At 41.5% G+C, this 19,088-nt stretch carries 15 protein-coding genes; all 15 read left to right on the top strand.

Annotated features, from left to right (window positions below):
- Positions 1-91 precede the first annotated feature (91 nt).
- From WC441_04540 to WC441_04610, 15 genes are read left to right on the top strand one after another with little or no spacing between them, the layout of a single operon-like run.
- Positions 92-1,822 carry a radical SAM protein gene (locus WC441_04540; protein ID MFA5163751.1) on the top strand — a complete coding sequence of 577 codons (1,731 nt, stop codon included), beginning with the start codon at positions 92-94 and terminating at the stop codon, positions 1,820-1,822.
- A 7-nt stretch (positions 1,823-1,829) separates the two neighbouring features.
- On the top strand, positions 1,830-2,669 hold the full coding sequence (locus tag WC441_04545; protein ID MFA5163752.1) for a radical SAM protein: 840 nt from the start codon (positions 1,830-1,832) through the stop codon (positions 2,667-2,669).
- 27 nt (positions 2,670-2,696) lie between these two features.
- Entirely contained in the window at positions 2,697-3,326 is a 630-nt protein-coding gene (locus WC441_04550) for a hypothetical protein (protein MFA5163753.1), read from the top strand.
- A gap of 16 nt (positions 3,327-3,342) precedes the next feature.
- Positions 3,343-4,401, top strand: coding sequence for a radical SAM protein (locus WC441_04555; GenBank protein ID MFA5163754.1), 1,059 nt, complete (start codon positions 3,343-3,345; stop codon positions 4,399-4,401).
- Between the two features lie 7 nt (positions 4,402-4,408).
- Positions 4,409-5,626, top strand: coding sequence for an SGNH/GDSL hydrolase family protein (locus WC441_04560; GenBank protein ID MFA5163755.1), 1,218 nt, complete (start codon positions 4,409-4,411; stop codon positions 5,624-5,626).
- Complete coding sequence (locus tag WC441_04565) at positions 5,623-7,500, top strand: radical SAM protein (protein ID MFA5163756.1); 1,878 nt, start codon at positions 5,623-5,625, stop codon at positions 7,498-7,500. The genes WC441_04560 and WC441_04565 overlap by 4 nt, the downstream gene beginning before the upstream one ends.
- 19 nt (positions 7,501-7,519) lie before the next feature.
- On the top strand, positions 7,520-8,605 hold the full coding sequence (locus WC441_04570) for a radical SAM protein (GenBank protein ID MFA5163757.1): 1,086 nt from the start codon (positions 7,520-7,522) through the stop codon (positions 8,603-8,605).
- Between the two features lie 20 nt (positions 8,606-8,625).
- Positions 8,626-9,810: a glycosyltransferase family 9 protein gene (locus WC441_04575; protein MFA5163758.1), complete on the top strand. Its 1,185-nt coding sequence runs from the start codon at positions 8,626-8,628 to the stop codon at positions 9,808-9,810.
- Positions 9,797-10,720 carry a glycosyltransferase family 2 protein gene (locus tag WC441_04580; GenBank protein ID MFA5163759.1) on the top strand — a complete coding sequence of 308 codons (924 nt, stop codon included), beginning with the start codon at positions 9,797-9,799 and terminating at the stop codon, positions 10,718-10,720. Before WC441_04575 ends, WC441_04580 begins: the two co-directional genes overlap by 14 nt.
- A gap of 7 nt (positions 10,721-10,727) precedes the next feature.
- Entirely contained in the window at positions 10,728-12,092 is a 1,365-nt protein-coding gene (locus tag WC441_04585; GenBank protein MFA5163760.1) for a glycosyltransferase family 4 protein, read from the top strand.
- Between the two features lie 48 nt (positions 12,093-12,140).
- Positions 12,141-13,832 carry a glycosyltransferase family 39 protein gene (locus WC441_04590; protein MFA5163761.1) on the top strand — a complete coding sequence of 564 codons (1,692 nt, stop codon included), beginning with the start codon at positions 12,141-12,143 and terminating at the stop codon, positions 13,830-13,832.
- The gene (locus WC441_04595) at positions 13,829-14,977 is read left to right on the top strand and encodes a cellulase family glycosylhydrolase (GenBank protein MFA5163762.1); all 1,149 of its coding nucleotides are present in this window, start codon (positions 13,829-13,831) and stop codon (positions 14,975-14,977) included. Before WC441_04590 ends, WC441_04595 begins: the two co-directional genes overlap by 4 nt.
- Positions 14,964-16,694, top strand: coding sequence for a glycosyltransferase family 39 protein (locus WC441_04600; GenBank protein MFA5163763.1), 1,731 nt, complete (start codon positions 14,964-14,966; stop codon positions 16,692-16,694). The genes WC441_04595 and WC441_04600 overlap by 14 nt, the downstream gene beginning before the upstream one ends.
- Positions 16,691-18,145: a radical SAM protein gene (locus WC441_04605; GenBank protein MFA5163764.1), complete on the top strand. Its 1,455-nt coding sequence runs from the start codon at positions 16,691-16,693 to the stop codon at positions 18,143-18,145. Before WC441_04600 ends, WC441_04605 begins: the two co-directional genes overlap by 4 nt.
- A gap of 55 nt (positions 18,146-18,200) precedes the next feature.
- Positions 18,201-19,076: a radical SAM/SPASM domain-containing protein gene (locus WC441_04610; GenBank protein ID MFA5163765.1), complete on the top strand. Its 876-nt coding sequence runs from the start codon at positions 18,201-18,203 to the stop codon at positions 19,074-19,076.
- The last annotated feature ends 12 nt before the right edge of the window (positions 19,077-19,088 follow it).

Raw genomic sequence — 19,088 nt, forward strand, 5'->3', positions numbered from 1 at the left:
AAACTGGGAGGTTACTCATCAGTGCAATTATAATTGTTTGTACTGTTCAATTCATAAGCCATTAACGACTGAATCTCTGCCCCGCCTGTCTATGGGAAAAATGAAGGAGATAAGCTGCGGGATATATGAGAGCTACGGAAGTTGTCATATAAGATTTTCAGGAGGGGAGCCTTTTGTTTGCCCGGATTTTATCCAGTTTCTTCGGGTGCTTTCAGAGTATCATACCCTGGAAGTCTCGACCAATCTCTCTGCGGATGTAAATAATTTAAAGGAACGACTGTGTCCGGAGGGCCTGCTTTTATCAAGCAGTTTTCATCCGCAGTTCATTGATATCCACGAATTTCTAAAGAAGGTCCTATTTTTAAAAAATAGCGGGTTCGATATTTCGGTTACCTTTGTAGCATATCCTCCATTTTTGGCGCAACTAAAATATTATAGAGAGACCATAGAGAATAATGGAATACAATTCATCATTCAGCTTTTTAGCGGCGCATTCAACGGCCTAAGGTATCCGGAGTCATATACAGATGAGGAAAAAATGTTACTTAAAGAGCAGGCCGGCCTTTCTTTGCACAAAGATGCTAATAAGCAGATATACGAATCAAAGATGGATATCGGGAGAATCCACGCTCGCATTTGCCGCATGGGCCAGATGTATGCCAAGATCGACAATAATGGCGATGTATTCCGCTGTTGCGCATCAGGTAGCCCCAAATTGGGTAATATATTTAATGGTGGCTTGCAATTGTTGGATAAACCCCAGGCGTGCGAAATTAACCCTTGCCCGTGTTGGAAGGCTATGATAGTAGGAGAAGAAGAGGTCTGGCTTAAGAATTGGGAATATCAAAAGCATCGGAAAGAAGGTAATTCCATTGAGGGAGGTGGTAACTTGGAGTCGTCTCTTAATATCAAGGAGACCATCCCGAGAGAATCAATTCCTCCCCACCGCGTATTTTTTACTTGGGATATCCATTATAGATGCAACTACAGGTGCACATATTGTAATGCCCCAAAGCCGGGGCAGGGAGGCTTTATTGAGGCGCGATACCTGCCGATTGATAAATGGTTAGCTATTTGGGGAGATATTTATGAAAGGTACGGCAGGTGCCAGATACAGTTATCGGGAGGCGAGCCGTTTATTTATCCCGGAGCCATGGATTTAGTAATACAGCTTTCTAAAATACATACCTTGGAATTTTCAACTAACTTTTATTGGGACATCGAGCCTTTTATACAAAATGTTAGTCCGGACAGAGCGCGGATAGGCGTAAGTTTTCATCCCGAATTTGCTGATTTCGGTTCATTCTTAGACAAAGCCTTAAGGTTAAAAAGAAACGGGTTTGAAGTGTGGGTAAATTACGTAGCTTATCCCGCCTTACTAAAAGACATGCCGGGATATAAACTTGAAATAGAGAGAGCGGGGATGCATTTTTCAATTTTGCCGTTCACGGGGCAATTTGAAGGGAGGGTATTTCCCGGGGGATATACTGAGCGCGAAATGATGGTTATAAATGAGGGGTATGTGGCGGCCGACGAAGTCAATAAAAAAACAATAGATTGGAATATGGGTGAACAAAAGAACAAGACCAAAGGAAAATTATGCCGCATGGGGCAAATGTACGGAAAGATCCGTCCTAATGGATTGGTGCATAGGTGTTGCGGCACCCCGGCTAGTGAGTTGGGCAACATAATCGATGGGACGTTTAAGTTATCGGAGGAACCCCTGGCTTGTGAGTCAGAGCAGTGTCCTTGCTGGCGATGTATGCTTGTATCGGATGAAGGGCAGTGGTCAACCCATTGGGTTATACCTCATAAGCGCTAGGATATTAATGGAAAAACTGAATAACAAACGGATTACATTCTCTTGGGATATACATTATGCCTGTAATTATCGTTGTCCGTATTGTTGGTATGCGGCGGACGGGACGTTTTTAAAAAATAAAAATAAATACCTACCATTTAAAAAGCTGATAGATATCTGGACCGACATGCATAGAAAACACGGTTCCTTATGGATTGATATAATCGGAGGCGAGCCGTTTATCTATCCTGATTTTAACGAGATAATCAGAGAGCTTTCCAAAATGCATTTCATAGAGATTACCTCTAATCTGTCAACTGATCTATCAAGCTCTCTAGGCGGGATAAACCCCGAAATGGTGCGCATCGCAGGGACGCTGCACCCCCTATTCGCAGACCTGCGCGTTTTTATCAGGAACTTACTGGCGCTTAAAGAGCATGGGATAAAAACCTTTGCGCTCTATTTGGCATATCCGCCTCAAATCCCTCTCATTCCGTATTACAGGGAGAAATTCGCTTATTGCGGGATAGACTTCTCGGTAATAACCTTCTGGGGGGAATATAGGGGTGTCAGGTATCCTGAAGGATACAGCCAGGAAGAAATAAATATTATCGAGCCTTTTTTGGGAGAGCGAGGGGAGGAAAAATATCAATTGCGTCCTAAAGAGGTAAAGAGAAAAATATGCCGTGCCGGGCAAATTTACGTAAATCTAAAAGCCGACGGGTCTGCGTATAGATGTGGTTCCCATAAATCCCAATCATTGGGGAACCTGTTTGCGGGTAACTTTCAGTTGCTGGATAAGCCCATGCCGTGCGATTCAGACTTTTGTCCCTGCAATGAATGGGCCGGCTTGTTAGTCGAGACGTGATGCGAGGTTAATCAAAGGACAGACTGAATGAGTAAAATGCTAAGCGGACTTGGAAGGGTCTTTGTGATCCTGACCGATGAACAAAATAAAATCTTGAGGCGCTCCGTTCTTATTGTGGATAACGGTTATTACCCGCAGGAGCACCTGCGCAGCGTTGTAGCGGAAACACAGAGGCGCATTCCGGCTTCCGAGGTCGCAATCCTTTCTTTTGAACATAGAAGAGGCTATCTTCAAGAAAATTTTCCAGATATCAAAGCTGTCTTTCCGGGAAAATGGATTAGGCCGCAAAGATATAGTTTAGCCATTAAGTTGTTAATCCTAAGCAGAAGGGGTTACGATTTTGTGGTTGTAATGTCTTTGGACAAGACGCCGATAATAGTTGCGTTATTGTTCATGAATGCACAGCTCTTTTTATATAATAGATGGAACGAATGGTATCTTTTGAGATTCAGGAACCCTTGGGAGTTTTTAACATTCAGGGAAGGACAGGATATAGCTAAATATAGATCTCGAAACAGCCGGTTTATAAATTTATTTTTATTTATACCCAGACTCATTCTTCATGTTCTCGTATTCATATATTTAGCATCCTATAGTTTATTTCTTCTCTTTTATAGACTTTACAATATTATTAAAATCAGGTTATTGAAGAAATAGAACAAGAGAAGCGACTATGGAAACCGATGTCCGGCAGTTTAGCTCCGATAAAATATTAAAGCATCTGGATCGCGTTAATGAATGGCTCGAGGGACTTAATCCCCCGCCGGTTACCGTTGAGCTGGACATGACAAATTTATGCAACCATAAGTGCCCCGAGTGCGTAGTTAACTATTTCAGAGTCGCCGATAAAAGCGCGCTTTCAGGCGTTACCGCTAAATCCATCATTAGACAATTAGCGAGAGCCAAGGTGAGGGGGTTGATATTCACGGGAGGCGGAGAGCCGCTTTGCAACCCCCATACCTTATCGGCCGTGGAATTGGCGAAGGCTAGCGGGTTAGACGTAGGCTTTATCACCAACGGCGCGCTCTTAAATCAAAAGATAGCAGGGGCTTTATTAGAGAGCTGCACTTGGATTAGGGTATCTCTGGATGCCGGCTCGCCGCGGGCGTTCCAGTCTACCCACGGCATGAATGATAGTGAGTTCCGTAAGGTCGTTGATAATATCGGGGTTTTGACAGGTCTCAAGAGAAAAATGAAAAACAGATGCACCGTAGGCGTCGGTTTTCTTACCTGTGATTATACGACTACCGATATGGAGAAGGCGGCGGCATTGAGTAAAAGGATGGGCGTTGATTACCTGCAGTTTAGGCCGATGCAGATCCATAGAGGTGGAAAATTTGGGTATCATTGGTTAGACGTGCAGGCCAATATAAAAAAGTGCCTAAGATATTCCGGAAATGGTTTCCAGGTGCTTTATTCCAAACACAAATATGATATGGCCCACGACCCGCGTTTCGGCAGGCATTATCGGAAATGTTACGGGCATCAATTCGCGACGGTAGTAGCTGCGGATGCCAAGATGTATCTTTGTTGCCACACCCGCGGATACAAAAAATACTGTATCGGAGACCTGAAAAAAGATTCTTTTAAGAAAATCTGGAATTCCAAGAGGAGAAAAACGGTAGCCAAAAGGATTGATTTTAAGGACTGCATTCCTTTATGCCGCGATAATACTTTTAATCAGATACTGTGGAATATAAAACAAAACAGGGAGCACGTGAATTTTCTATAGCAATCTCATGAAACGGCATAGTAACCCAGGAAATAAATTCTTGGTTATCAAGACAGTATCGGGTTATGTATTAAAAGGGTTTATTAGCGCAGCAGTTTTTTTAATAATTTTAGAAGCGGCACTGCAGATAACCGGGACAGCATATCTAAGATTAAAATATACAATTAAAAACCCGGAAGCGCTAAAGGACGATTCTTTACGCATAATGTTTATAGGGGATTCCTGGACGCAGGGGGCTGACGCAGCCCCGGGGCCGGGATATGTAATGCTGGTGACGCAAGAATTGAACCGCCTTTACCCTGTTAAAAGCATCCAGGTATATAATTTTGCCTTAGGCAGCACGAATTCATCGCAGGCAATACATCAGTTTTTAGACAACTATCGCAATATAAAACCCGATATATTGGTGGTTTTGACAGGGGCAAATAACGGATGGAATACCCAAGATATTATAACCGCCCGCAAGCGCATTAGAAACGGGATAATTAATTATAATGAGCTGGAAAACACTAGTTTTGCCGAACAGTCCGCCAACTTTTTTAAAAAATTGAAGATCGCAAAGTTATATAACTTGATTTCGTACAATATATTTTATAAATCCCAGGAAATCAAGATTCCCCTGCCCGACAATGAATACCTTCTTGGTTACCATAAAATTTTTAATGCTACCAGGGATCCAGAAAAAGCAAGATTATATTTAATAAATAACTATAAGGAAAATACGACTGATTACAATGATCTTTATAAAGCAACGCGGCATTCCTTTGGAGGCGACATAGAAAAAACCTTAAATTATTTAAAAAATAAAAACATGCTCAAACTTAATTTGATTAGCGAGAAAATAGATATAAAGAAGGATAGAACCAGTCGGTCTCTTCATTTGAAAATCCTGGAAGAGAATCTGACGGATTTGAAAGACCTGTGCGACCAGGAAGGCATAATAATGGTTGTAGAGAATTATCCTTATAATAGTATGCAGTTTAGAGCTGTCAACGATGCCCTCGGCAGAATATCTTCAAGGATAAATGCAGTCTATGTAAATCATTACGGGTATTTCAAGGATAAAGTTGGCTATGAAGAATGGGATAAGGTTATGACTAAGTCGCACGTTAATTATAAAGGTCACGAGTATATGGCGGACAATCTGGTTGAGATATTGAGCGCTGCTATTGCTACTCAAGAGAGAAGCAAAAAAGATAGGGAGAATATGAATTCTGAAAAATGAAACGCGGCCCCCTGAACAATAGATTGCATGCGGCTTGGGAGATTTTTTATAGGTGTAATTATAGGTGTCCCTATTGTTTTTTCTACGAGAGTTGGGCAGACCGCAGGATAAGCTATAAGCATGTACCAGCTGAGAAATGGATTGAATGCTGGGACAGAGTTTATGATAGATACGGGAGTGTAAATATCTGTATATCCGGCGGAGAGCCGTTTATCTATCCCGGCTTTATGAAGATAGTCGCCGAGCTGTCCAAGAGACACGCGCTGACGATTGTGACCAATTTATCATGGGAAACCGAGATATTTGTTAATACAGTATTTCCTCAAAGAGTGGCTATTCATCCGAGTTTGCACCCCTTGTTTGCCGATTTAGGAATTTTTAAGAGTAAATTAAGACGCTTAAGAGAGAAGGGATTTGATGCTACGCCGACATGCGTAGGCTATCCTCCCCTATTGAAAAAAGCCTTAGATATTAAGAAAGAATTAGAAAACGATAGATTTGGCTTGGTGGTTTCTCCGTTTTCTGGGGTGTACAATGGGATTCTGTATCCCCAGGGATATACTGATGAGGAGAGGCGTCTTGTAGGCATGCTCTCTGCAGATGACCCTAAGATGAAAAAATACCAGTTGGAAAAAGCTCCTACTAAAGGCAAATTGTGCAGTGCCGGGCAGGCATATATAAGGGTTCATCCGGATGGTGACATTTTCCGTTGTGCGCATGCTATTAAACCGATGGGCAATATTCTAACTGATGATTTTAGCCTTTTGAAAGAACCGCAACCTTGTGAAGCGAATTCCTGTGAATGCGGGAATGAGCTGGTACACATTATCGACGATAAAACGACTAAATCAGAGAACATTTTAAGCGTTGACTCCTCATTTGTCAGGAAAGAACTAATAGTCGGTGGATACCCCTATCGTTTGCGCGTGGAAATATCTAATGCCTGCAATTTAAGATGTACGTCTTCAAAAGAGGCTTTCAGCAGATGTCCGCAGTGGGAGATTAACAATGCGGCTCCTGTTTTGATGTCATTTGATTTTTTTAAAAAGATTGCGGATGAGACTGGACGGTATCTTACCCATGCCGAACTTTATAATTACGGCGAGCCTTTCATGAATCCCCGCGCCGTTGATATGATACGTTACCTTAAGCAGATAAATCCAGAGGTTATTATTGAGATGCATACGAACGGGCATTATTTTAAGACTGAGAAGAAAAGAGAAGATATTATCAATTCAGGTTTAGATATTTTGTCGTTTTCTGTAGACGGTATCACCCAAGAGGTATATGAGAAGTATCGTATCGGCGGGGATTTAGAGACGGTGCTTAGAGCTATCAGGGGAATCTGCGCTTTGAAAAAATCGATGAATATGCTGAAACCAAGGGTGATTTTTCAATTTATCGTATTTGAGCATAACTTCCATGAAGCGCCGAAGGTCGAAGAATTTGCCAAAGAGTTAGGGGCGGATGAGGTGGCTTTAAAGACCGATATCTTTAACCTCAGGCCCGAATTGAAGATTTCGCACGCGGATATCTATAGCGCCGTCGTCGGCCTTCAAAGCAAGGATAGCAGAGACAATTTTTTTAAGAAGGACGAAGATGCCGGCCGTCAGTTTTGCGATTTTCCTTGGGTTTATCCGACTATTCTTGCGGACGGCCGGGTAGTTATCTGTTGCCGGGATGGGCGTTATGAAAGTCTTGTCGGGGCAATCGGGGGTAGAACTTTAATCCAGGTATGGAATAACGAGGCAGCCCAGGAATTCCGCAGGAGATTCTTGGAAGAAGATACCAAACCCTACCCCTGTTCTCTATGCGAATGTAGGCCGAAAAATAATAGTATCACTGTGGGTGAAAAATGCAGTTGCCGGAATTGAATTACAAATTTAAACGATAATGAGGTCCGGGCAATCAGAAAACAAGGCGCTTAACGAAAAAGAATATGTTGCCCGAAAAGACATTCTGCAATCCGGTCCTAGCAACATAATTTTATGCTCAACTTATAAATGTAATATGAGTTGTATTTTTTGCTTGGGGAGAGGTCAAGACCCCGATTTCAACTGCGATATTTATAAAAAAATTTTCGAAAATAAATTACGCCGGTTTTTAGAAAATGCTACGGATATCTGTTTTACGGGATGGGGAGAATTCCTATTATGGCCCGGGGCAGCGGACTTCTTAGGTTATCTTAACGAGCATTTCCCCGAAGCAAACAAGATTCTTACCACTAACGGCACCCCCTTGTCGGAAGCCATGGCGAGCAAGATGATAATCGGAAATTATACGGTACAGGTCTCCTTACATACATCTGATGCGCTTATCCATAGGTCGCTTACGCAGTCTGATTTTTTTGAGCAGATTGTCATGAATCTGGACAATTTGATTCTGCTAAGAAACGAGAACAGTTGCCATTCAAAATTATGGATAGTCTTGATGTTCCTTGTAACCTCATTAAATATTGAAAATTTACCTGATTTTGTGGATTTTGCAGGATTGCGCGGGGTAAACGAGGTATTTTGTAACTATATAACTATTTTTTTGCCTGAGCAGATTGGGTTGTCATGTTTTTTCTCGCCCCAGAACACTAACCGGATATTTGATGAAGCGCAAAAGAGGGCTCAAAGATATAATATGCGTTTAAATCTGCCTCCTCGGTTTGGCCTAACAGACGGCATGCAGCGAGAAAGCGTATGCCAAGACCCCTGGAACACTGTTTTTATAGACGGGTTAGGGAATATCCACCCCTGCTGTTTTTCCGGCAGACCTATAGGCAATATTAACATGGATGATTTTGGGGCGATATGGAATGGAGAAAATTACAGGGAATTGCGCAATTGTTTAACCGAGAATAGGTCACATGAAAGATGTAAAAATTGCTATAAGTTTTCTCCGGTAAACGTTAACGATATAAAGTCACACGTTACCTTTCGCGACATTCGCGCCAAAGAAGATATTTTTAGAAGATTAAACCTAGAAGCTTAATTTTAATATAAGAGTTAAAGTTGAAAAAGGCACCCCCCATAGATTTATATAAGATGCTTAATGGCAGAGAGATAAAATTTGATTGTTGTTATTTCAATGGTGCCAAGCCATGTCAATTCAGCTCCGTATGTAATAGTTGCGATTCCTATCGCCCAATGGGGAAAAGAATACTGGTTATAAAACTAGCTTCTGCGGGAGATGTTTTAAGGACTACAGCTTTATTGCCTGCTTTAAAAGTGAAATTCCCGGACAGTTATGTAACCTGGCTTACTAAAGAACCTGCCAATGAGCTATTAGAATTAAGCCCTTATATAGACCGTATCCTTACATACGGGTTAGAATCCGCAACTTTGCTACAGGTTGAAAGCTTCGATCTGGTTATTTCTTTGGATAAGGCTTCCGAGGCAGCCTCTCTGGCCGAACTAGTTAAAGCGGCAGCGAAGTGCGGATACGGCTTAAATGAAAAAGGGAAAATCTACCCTTTTAACAAAAAAGCCGAATACTCTTTCCTGCTTGGTTTAGATAATGAATTGAAGTTTTCCATCAATAAAAAAACTTATCAGGAGATTATGTTTGAGGCGGTCGGGTTGCCTTATAATAATGAACGATACGAATTAAGACTAGGCCCCCGGGAATTAGATTTTGCAGCGGAATTTTTTAAAAGACAAAATCTCAGTAGCAGCGATTTTATAATTGGGATAAATACAGGGGCAGGGAAAATCTTCGCCAATAAAAGTTTGAAGCCGGCGAGGATAGTCGAATTAATAGGCTTGCTATATGAACGGTTGAATACGAATATAAAGATATTATTATTAGGGGGCCCCCTTGAAAAAGATATTAATGGAACCATATTAAAAAAATTGACAGATCATAAAATAATAGATAGCGGTCATGAAAATACTATCCGTGAATTCTGCTCTTTGGTTAATCTTTGTTCCGCCGTTATCAGCGCTGATACCCTGGCGTTGCATATAGCCGTCGCCCTTAATAAGGCAGCCATAGCGTTGTTCGGTCCTACCTGCCCCCAAGAGATAGACCTCTATAACCGCGGCCGCAAAATAATTACAAAATCAGAATGCGCCCCTTGCTATAAGAATATATGCGATAAGAACGTCACATGCATGGACAGGATAGACCTTAATGAAGTTGTGGGAGCGATAAAAGAGTTGGAGCCGATTTGTTCTAAAGGCCATGAGAGATATTGAGATATCAGTGGTTATGCCGGTAAAAAACGGAGAAAAGCGCCTCGCAACGGTATTGGACTCCGTATTTGCTCAGGAGATTGATGTCGGATTTGAGGTTATCATTGTGGATTCGGGATCAAATGATACCAGCCTAGAGATAATAAAAAAATATCCGGTTGAGGTCTACCATATTCCCGAGCATAAATTCAACCATGGGCTTACGCGTAATTATCTTATATCCAAAAGCCGAGGGGAGTTTATAGTTTTGCTTACCCAGGATGCCGTACCCCGCGATAATTATTGGATGAAAAAGCTCGTAGATGAACTAAAACAGGATAGCATGGTAGCCGGGGTTTATTCCAGACAGATTCCTCACCGCGATGCGAGCATAATTACCCGCATGAGGTCGCAAAGATTTTATGCAGCTTCCGGGGAGAGAAGAGAGAGTTGTATTAGAACGCGGGGGGATTACGACAATCTATCTGCGAACCAAAAACACAAATTCTGTAACTTTGAAAACGTCTCTTCCTGCATCAGGAAAGCAGTCTGGAAAAAGTATCCCTTTCCCAAAACAGACTTTGCCGAAGACCTGCTCTGGTCAAAAACAGTTTTAGAAAACGGCTTTAAGGTTATCTATAAGCCGGAATCCGTGGTTTATCATTCACACGATTTTTCAGCATGGGGATGGTATAGAAGGAATCTTATAAATTATAGCGCCCTCCACGCAATTTTTGGGATGAATACAGCAGAGAGTTTGCGTAAATTGCCAAAAATATTTTTCTTTTATGCACTAAGAGATTTATGCCAGCTTATTAAGGAAGGAGGGTGCCCCAGGAATATCATTTCAAATATCCACCTAATTCCTATTTTTTCCTTCACGGGGGTACTAGGGCAGCACTTAGGTATAAAAAATTCTAAGCGTCGAAGGTGACTCTCGTATGAAGATATTGCAGGTAGTACATAGTTTGCCTTTTCTAACTCAGGCGGGCACGGAGATATATGCATACGAGCTGTCTCTGCGCCTGGCCGGAAAGCACGAAGTTTATTTATTCTCCAGAAAATCTGATATCAGGCAAGAGGAGTACCTGGTTACAGATAAGAAACACAATCAGGTGAGCATCTGTCTGCTGAATAATACGTTTAGAGAATGCACGTCATTCGAATATTATTATGCCAATAAGAAGATAGACATTCAATTTGCGCTTTTTCTCGATAAGGTCAAACCAGATATAGTGCATATTCACCACCTTATATTTTTATCGGTGGGCATGATACAGGAAATAAATAAAAGGAAGATACCCGTTGTTTTTACGCTACACGATTATTGGCTCATGTGTCCGGGCTGGCACCTTTTAAAAAAAGACTGCCGTCCATGCACAAAGGCTCAATATGGAAAGTTCGATGAGGAATGCATAATTTGTTTAAATGATTTACTTGCTGTCAAAAAAACAGCCAAGAGGACCTATCTTATTATTAGAAGTATTACCCCGAAGTTTCTTTCCGATTATCTCAGAAGAAAATACTTTCAATTCATACCAAGGATGCCTGGCGATAACGCCGCCTTGATTAGGCTCGAGGAACGGCGCCACAAAATTCGCGGTCTCTTGGATAGGATAGACATGTTTATCGTTCCTTCGAGGTACGCAAGGGATAGATTTATGGAGTTTGGCATTTCGCAGAGAAGAATGAGAATATTGTCCTCCGGAGTGGATGCCGGACTGTTTGAGGTAACAGATAAAATTCCTAGCAGGAAACTCAGGTTTGGTTTTATCGGTACTCTCCTGCCGGCAAAAGGGATTCATGTTTTACTTGAGGCTTTCCATAAAGTTAAAGGCGAGGCAGAATTGAAGATTTACGGGAAGTTAAAACAATATATCGGCTTTGAATATTATTTACCGTATTTAAAAAGAATAGCAAAGGATAAGAGAATAAGGTTTATGGGAGAATTTAAGCATGCAGAGTCCCAAAAAATTTTTAAAGAATTGGATGTATTAGCGGTTCCTTCCATCTGGAATGAAAATGCACCCCTGGTTATACAGGAAGCCTTTGCTTCCAAGACTCCCGTGATTGCGTCTAGAATCGGCGGAATACCCGAATTGGTTTCTGACGGCGTGGATGGGATATTGTTTCAACCCGGAGATATAGAAGGCCTCTATCATAAAATGCAATTATTGGTGTCTCAGCCGGATATAATAGATAAGCTAAAGAGAAACATATCGCAGGTAAAGAACATATCTGACCACGCGAAAGAGATAGAAGAAATTTACAGCGGTTTATTAACTGCCAAGAGTTATTTATCATAAAGCCATTCAATTTAGATTAAAGATGCCGTTAACCCTCAGTTTTTCAAGATGCGAAATAAAACAGTAGTTGCTATCCTGCTATCATTATTTTTGTTCCATGCCGTCTGTAATTATTTTTGGATAAAAAAAGATTACTTTTCTTTTTCTCCCGAAAAATTTACGACGCTTTCTTTTGAACACGAACTATACCTCCGATTGCAAAAAAAGACAGACAATTTAAAAAACTTTTTGAATAAATGTAAAGGCATAATAGAATTTACTTTTGAGGCTAAGCGCTCCCAATTCAAAATTATTCCTCTCTACACGGCGGTCTTTAACTATTATTTTGGGGAGAATATCACTAACGCCGTTTTTTCCAATATCCCCTTTCTTTTGCTTGCTATCTTATTTGTTTTTTTATTAGGCAGAGACCTTTTTTCAAGGGAAGCCGGTTTATTGGCAAGTTTTATAATTTCTTTTTATCCGAGTTTTTTCGGAGCCTCACGCGGCTACGGAGTTGATTTTGCCGAGATAGCCATAGTGGCAATGACATTTTATTTTTTGGTAAAAGCAGCTAATTCTGTAACGATGAAGGATTTAGCCACCTTCGTCGTTATGTTTTCGGTCGCTGTTCTTGTTACCCCACGGGCAGCAGTTTTTTTAATAGGCCCGCTATTTTATTTAATATATAAAGTCATACAAAAAAAATCCTCCATGCATATTTTGAAAATTCTGGTTGTTTTTGTTTTCCCGCTGATAATCACATCCCTATGGTGGTTCCCCAGGAAGGATCTATGGTGGTGCGTGGCTCCTCAAGTCTATATTTCACGCCTATCAGGACTTTTTAAACTACCGTTGGCGGATACCTTTTCTTATGTCGTAAAGAATTATTTTATTAGAGCAGCAGGGCATATCTCGCTGCTATTCACTTTGGCTTTTATTGTTGCTTTGCTTTTTTTTGCAATGATGAAAATGCGCCGCAGAGCAATCTTGACCATATTTTTGTTAACCCCCTGCCTCGTTCTGCCGTTTTTTATTAATAATTTTAACAGATACTTTTTCCCGCTTTTTATCGGATTCGCCTTGGTGACTGCAGCGTGGTTAGCGGGGATAAAAAGGCGGGCCGTGAAATATGCTTCTATTTTTTTGATAATTTTGCTATCTACCTTGCAATTTTTTGACTTATCTTTTGGAAGCCATTTCCTTCCTTACCCGCTCAGAAAGGCCAATAAGGCGGTAGAAGATTCCATACCTGAATATGAAGACTGGGCCCGTCCTCCAGATTTCTACGATGAAGGGATAGCTGCGCAGCGCTTCTTTGATAACGTATACGCCTATAAAGAAGGTAACCTTCAGGATACAAGAGTTCTTTTAACGGGGAGGTGTTTTGACATCAAAAGAGGGGTATTCGAGTATGTATTTTTTGTTAGGTCTAACAGGGATATGATTAAAAGCTTATCTATCTGTAGTGTGCCTGATTATGAAGATTATGATTTCCTGATTGTGATGACATATAGGCCGCAGAGCGATGTTGATTGCGATACCCCAGATGTGGAATTTTTCAAATGGTTTGATTGCAGGAAACAATTTGTTCTCTATCGTCATTGTCCCGGCCCGCTTCATTTTTCCGCTTCTAAGAGAGAGCAGATGTGTGAGTTTTTCAAAAGGGCGCCGGTATTAGATTACCATATAGGGAAAAAATACGCATATTATCTATGCATAAATCCTAAGATGAAAAGCAAAAAAGACGCTAGCCGATGAAGAGGGTCTTGATAAGCAACATTTTTAGCTACATTATATTATCTCTGGTGCTGCTGGGAGGATCCCTGTATTTTTTATATAGAGCCGATACCGGCATCAAGAGAACGCCGTGGATTAAAACAGAAAATACGGCGTTCATCAAGGAAGGCAAACCTTTTAGGTTCATTGGGGCAAATGCCGTAAATATTGTTTTTTATGATGATTGGGGCCTAGATATCGAAAAAGCCATACGTGCTTCCAGGAAAAATAACATTTCTGTCTTAAGGATCTATCTGGATTGGGGATGGGCCAAGGACGAGGATATCGATAGAATTATAGATATATCCCGGAGGAACCGCACCCACCTTATATTAACATTAACCGATTGTTGTTGCAGCGGCGATCACGCTAGTTTAGAAAAATATTTTTATGTACATGCCCCCTTTTGCAACCTGACTAATAAACAATGTATTTTAGCTTTTAAGAGGAGGATTAAGCAGATAATTACCAGGAGAAATTCCGTAAACGGCATAATTTATCGCGATGACCCGACAATATTAGCTTGGGAGATTGCGAATGAATTGGAATATCGAAGGTTTTCTCATGGCGAAGTAAAACATTGGATAGAGGAGATATCGAACTATATCAAATCATTGGATGGGAGGCATCTTTTAACCATCGGCTTATCGATTGGCGAGTCCGATCTTAAGAATTACCCTCGGTTACCCCAGTTATTCGATGCCTTTAATATTGATTTTTTTTCGGTCCATTTCTATGCCTCTTCCCGTCAACAGGGGGAGCCCGTATATAGACTAAAGGATAATTATCCAGAGCAGCTCAGGTCCCTGGTAGATGCTTTTCTTATGATTGGCAAGCCGGTTATAATCGGTGAATTCGGCCTAAGTGATTCGGGGGATTTCAATTATAAGATGAGAAAAGATCCCCAATCCAAGAGCCGGTATAGTTTAGTATTTAAAGAAGCCATGGATGCCGCTTTTTCAGCAGGGGCTTCAGGAGTAATGTTCTGGGGGTGGGGCATTCCGGAGGAGGAATGCGTTCCCATGTGGTGGAATAATGAAAGCCACAATCAGGACGATAAAGAGTTCTGTTTTTTGTTAAGAAATTACGTTATGCCGCAGACCAAATATTATAATGGCAGACCATAAGAAAAAACTTCGCTATCTGTTATTGCTATTTATAATTTATAATTCGTTTTTTCTCAATAAGGCCTTTCATATTGACGACCCGTTTACTATCGGTATCGCAGAGGCAATAAATAAGAATCCGGTCATTGTGCCGTTTGAAGGAGATTCCATTGCCAGGATTATTGAAACCATACCCGTTGACCTTCTGGATAAGCCGCTGGCATTAGGAAATAATCCTTTGCTGATAGGGTATTATTATGCGCCTATAATCAGATTTCTCGGTGAGCGTGAGTTCTGGTTGCACCTTTTTCTTTTGCCGTTTTCCGTATTAGCAATCATATCAATGTACTTTCTTTCATCGAGATTCGTCGCTAGACCATTCCTGCCTACACTCCTTTTGGTTATAAGCCCGGTTTTCTTAATTATGTCCCAGAGTATTATGTTAGATATACCGCTTTTGTCTTTTTTTCTTCTTTCCGCCACAGTATTTATCTACGGAGTGGATAAAGACAACATTCCCTTGCTGTTTTTATCGGGCCTTCTGGCAGGATTGGCAAGCTTGATTAAATATTCCGGGCTCCTGCTTATTGCGCTCATGGCGCTTTATATCTTGATAAAACGTAAACAGAAACGCTATTATCTGTTTCTGCTTATACCTCTAGCGATATTTATCGTATGGTGCGGCCGCGACTTTTTATTTTACGGGAAGATATATTTTCTCGAAGTATTATCAGGGAAACTGCAAGCGATAAGACACCCGCCGCAAGGCGCATTCACGATGAGGATATTTGCCTTCCTGAGCTTTCTTTCCGGGGTGACAATCACTCCCGTATTTTTTCTTCCTTGGCTAACCAAGGTTAAGAGAAGAAAGGCGATATTATTGGTTTCTCTGGTAGCAGGATTCTTGCCAGTCTTGTTAAAAAATATTTTTATGGAATATACCGCCGTTGAAAAGACGTTTCTGGCGATGCTTTTTATATCGTCAACTTTCATAATATGCATTATGATTGAAGCCGGGATTAATTCCCTCTCGCGAAAATCACAGGATAATGATAAGGCATTCCTGGCTTTATGGTTTTTACTGGTATTGGTTTTTACCGTTGTTATCCAGTTCGTTGCAGCGAGATTCCTGCTTTTATTATTGCCACCCATGTTTATAATTATTTATCAGCAAGCAGAATCATCCGATGGGTTTTTAAGACCACTCTTTAAAAACACCTTCAAGATAGCGGTCTTATTTACGCTAGTCATTTCTACTGTTTTGGCGGCCGGGGATTATTACTCTGCCGGTTTATATCGAGACTTTATCGTTTCTTTGAAGAATGGCAACCGCCCATACAGGGAGATCTATATTTGTCCCGCCTCTTATTACTTCCATTTGGCCTGGGGATACGCATATTACGTATCTAAATATTATCCCGGGCTTTTATATTTAGATCCAGAACCGGCCTTAGATAAAAATAAAGAGCTTGTCTTTGTCGCTCCGACCCGGGGGGTGCTGCCCGTAGCCATCAATAAGATCTGTTGTAAGAAGATGAAGGAAGAAGATTACTCCAGGCATTTAATAAAGAGGGTTTGTTATAAAGGGAATGTAACGCTTCATCATCGTAATTTTCGAGCTGGCTTTTATTCTCATGACTGGGGACTTCTGCCGTTTCATCTATCGTTTTGCGAGGTGCCGCTGGAGGCGTTTGAGATCTACTCCCTTAACCCAAAAACAAGGTCAACCGGAGAATGAAAACTCTGTTTATGTTTAAAAGCGAGAATTTTCTAGCCCCCATCGGATTATGCACCATTTCAGCGGTTGCAAAAAAATACGGCCATCAGACGTATCTGTGCGAGACGAATTCAGAGAATACAATGCAGCGCATAGCCGATATCAAGCCCGATGTTATCTGTTATAGCTCCTCTACCGGAGAGGCCAAGCATTATTTTCGGTTAAATACCGAGATCAAAAATGAATTCCCGCAGGTATTTACGATTATGGGCGGGCCCCACCCCACATTTTACCCTGAGGTTATCTCTGAGGAGAAAGGCCTGGATGCACTTTGCATCGGGGACGGCGAGATAGCTTTTGTAAGCTTGCTTTCGGCGCTCTCCAGAAAGGAATCCATCGATGCCATCCCGGGGATTGTCACCAGGAATAATAGAAACATATTTACGGCCGGCGAGCTTACGGAAAACCTGGATATGCTGCCGCATCCAGATTTTTCATTAATTTACGATAATACCCCTTTGGGCAAATACCCCCTCAAGAGTTTTATTGCCTCCAGAGGCTGTTCTTACGATTGTACATATTGTTTTAATAAGGCCTGGCGTAATATCTATGTCGGCAAAGGAAAGATGGTGCGGCGCAATAGCGTAGATTACGTTATTGACCAGATTAAGCATGTGCAAGAGAAGTGGCCTTTAAGTTGCATTAAGTTCTATGATGACATTTTTTCGTACACCGCAGACGAATGGCTTGAGGAATTTTCCAAGAAATACAAGGAACGCGTGAACCTGCCGTTTTTTATCCTGACGAGAGCAGATCTGCTTACGGAAGAAATGGTAAAATTACTCAAATACGCCGGCTGCCGCACAATCAGCATGTCAATAGAATCGGGGGATCAAGGCATCAGGGCCCAGATGCTCGGGCGGCGCATGTCCGATAAACAGATTGTTAACGCCCATCGCCTGTGCGATAGATACGGGATTTACACCTTTGCTAACTGCATATTAGGCCTGCCGGGGACATCCGTTGGCGATGATATTAAATCGGTCGATCTGGCAATTAAGGCTAAAGCTACCTGGTCGGAATTCCCGATATTTTATCCATACCCAAAAACAGAACTCGGCAGGTATGCAATAGAGAAAGGGTTTTATAAGCCAGTTTATAAACAGATGCATACCTCCTATCAATATAGATCGCTTCTCAGCTGTTTTTCCGATAGAGAAAAAAACGCCCAGATGAATTTATCCGTATTGGGAGCGGTGGCCGTAGTTTTTCCTTATTTCCGGAGCCTGATTGTACGTTATTTAATATATCTGCCCCACAATCCAGTTTTTACATTGATTTATCATTTGGCAAAGACACATACATTCAGAAAAAAGATATATGTTACCAAAACGAATTTTTTAAGCTCGTTGCATATATTCCTGAGAAGCTTGAGGCAGGAGTGGTTTAGGCACGAGGATAAAAACGGATAGAATTATTACGGTGAGAAATAAAAAACAGGCATGCGCTATTAATGCAAGACAAGAAATGCTTAAAAGGCTGCAGTTGCCCTTAAGATATAATTATATAGCCTGTTTCTTGACCTTGGATTGCAACTTTAATTGTGATTACTGCATTAACTGGTTTAACGGCAGGAAGAAATATAAAGAAACAGGCATTTCCGGTAAAGAGTGGGTAGAGGGCCTAAATCGTCTCGATTGCCCCGACGACCTACCCGTTACCATCCAAGGCGGAGAACCGGCCATGCATCCGGATTTTATATGGATAATCAAAAATATCAGGATGGGTTTAAACATCGACATCCTAACCAATCTCTCATTTAATGTCGAGGAATTCATTAAGAGCGTTAATCCTCTCCGCTTGCGCAGGGAGGCGCCTTATCCCAGCATCAGGGTAAGCTATCATCCTTCCCATGCCGATTTAGACGTACTTATGACAAAGGTTTTAAAGATGCAGCATGCCGGGTTTTCCGTAGGGATTTTCGGTATTTTGCACCCCGGCTTCGAAGAAAATATTCTAAAGGCGCAACAACGCTGCAGAGAGGCGGGAATAGACTTTAGGACAAAAGAGTTCTTGGGTGAGTTTAGGGGGCGCATATACGGCACTTATCTGTATCCCGAAGCCATAGGAGGCAGTCGGCAGAAGAGTTGTTTTTGCAGAACGTCCGAACTTATTATCGGACCGGAAGGAAACATTTACCGGTGTCACCATGACCTCTATGAAGATTCTTCTAAGATAGGCAACCTTTTAGACCCGAACTTCGAAATTATAGATATATTTAGAGAATGTAGCCGGTTCGGAGAATGCAATCCTTGCGATATGAAGGTTAAGACGGACCGTTTTCAAGTTTATGGATATACTGCGGTTGAGGTAAAAGATATCCAGGGTAAAGGGGCGCAGTAAATTAATCCAAAG

The organism is Patescibacteria group bacterium (assembly GCA_041651355.1).
Lineage (GTDB): Bacteria > Patescibacteriota > Patescibacteriia > Patescibacteriales > UBA12465 > JAPLVX01.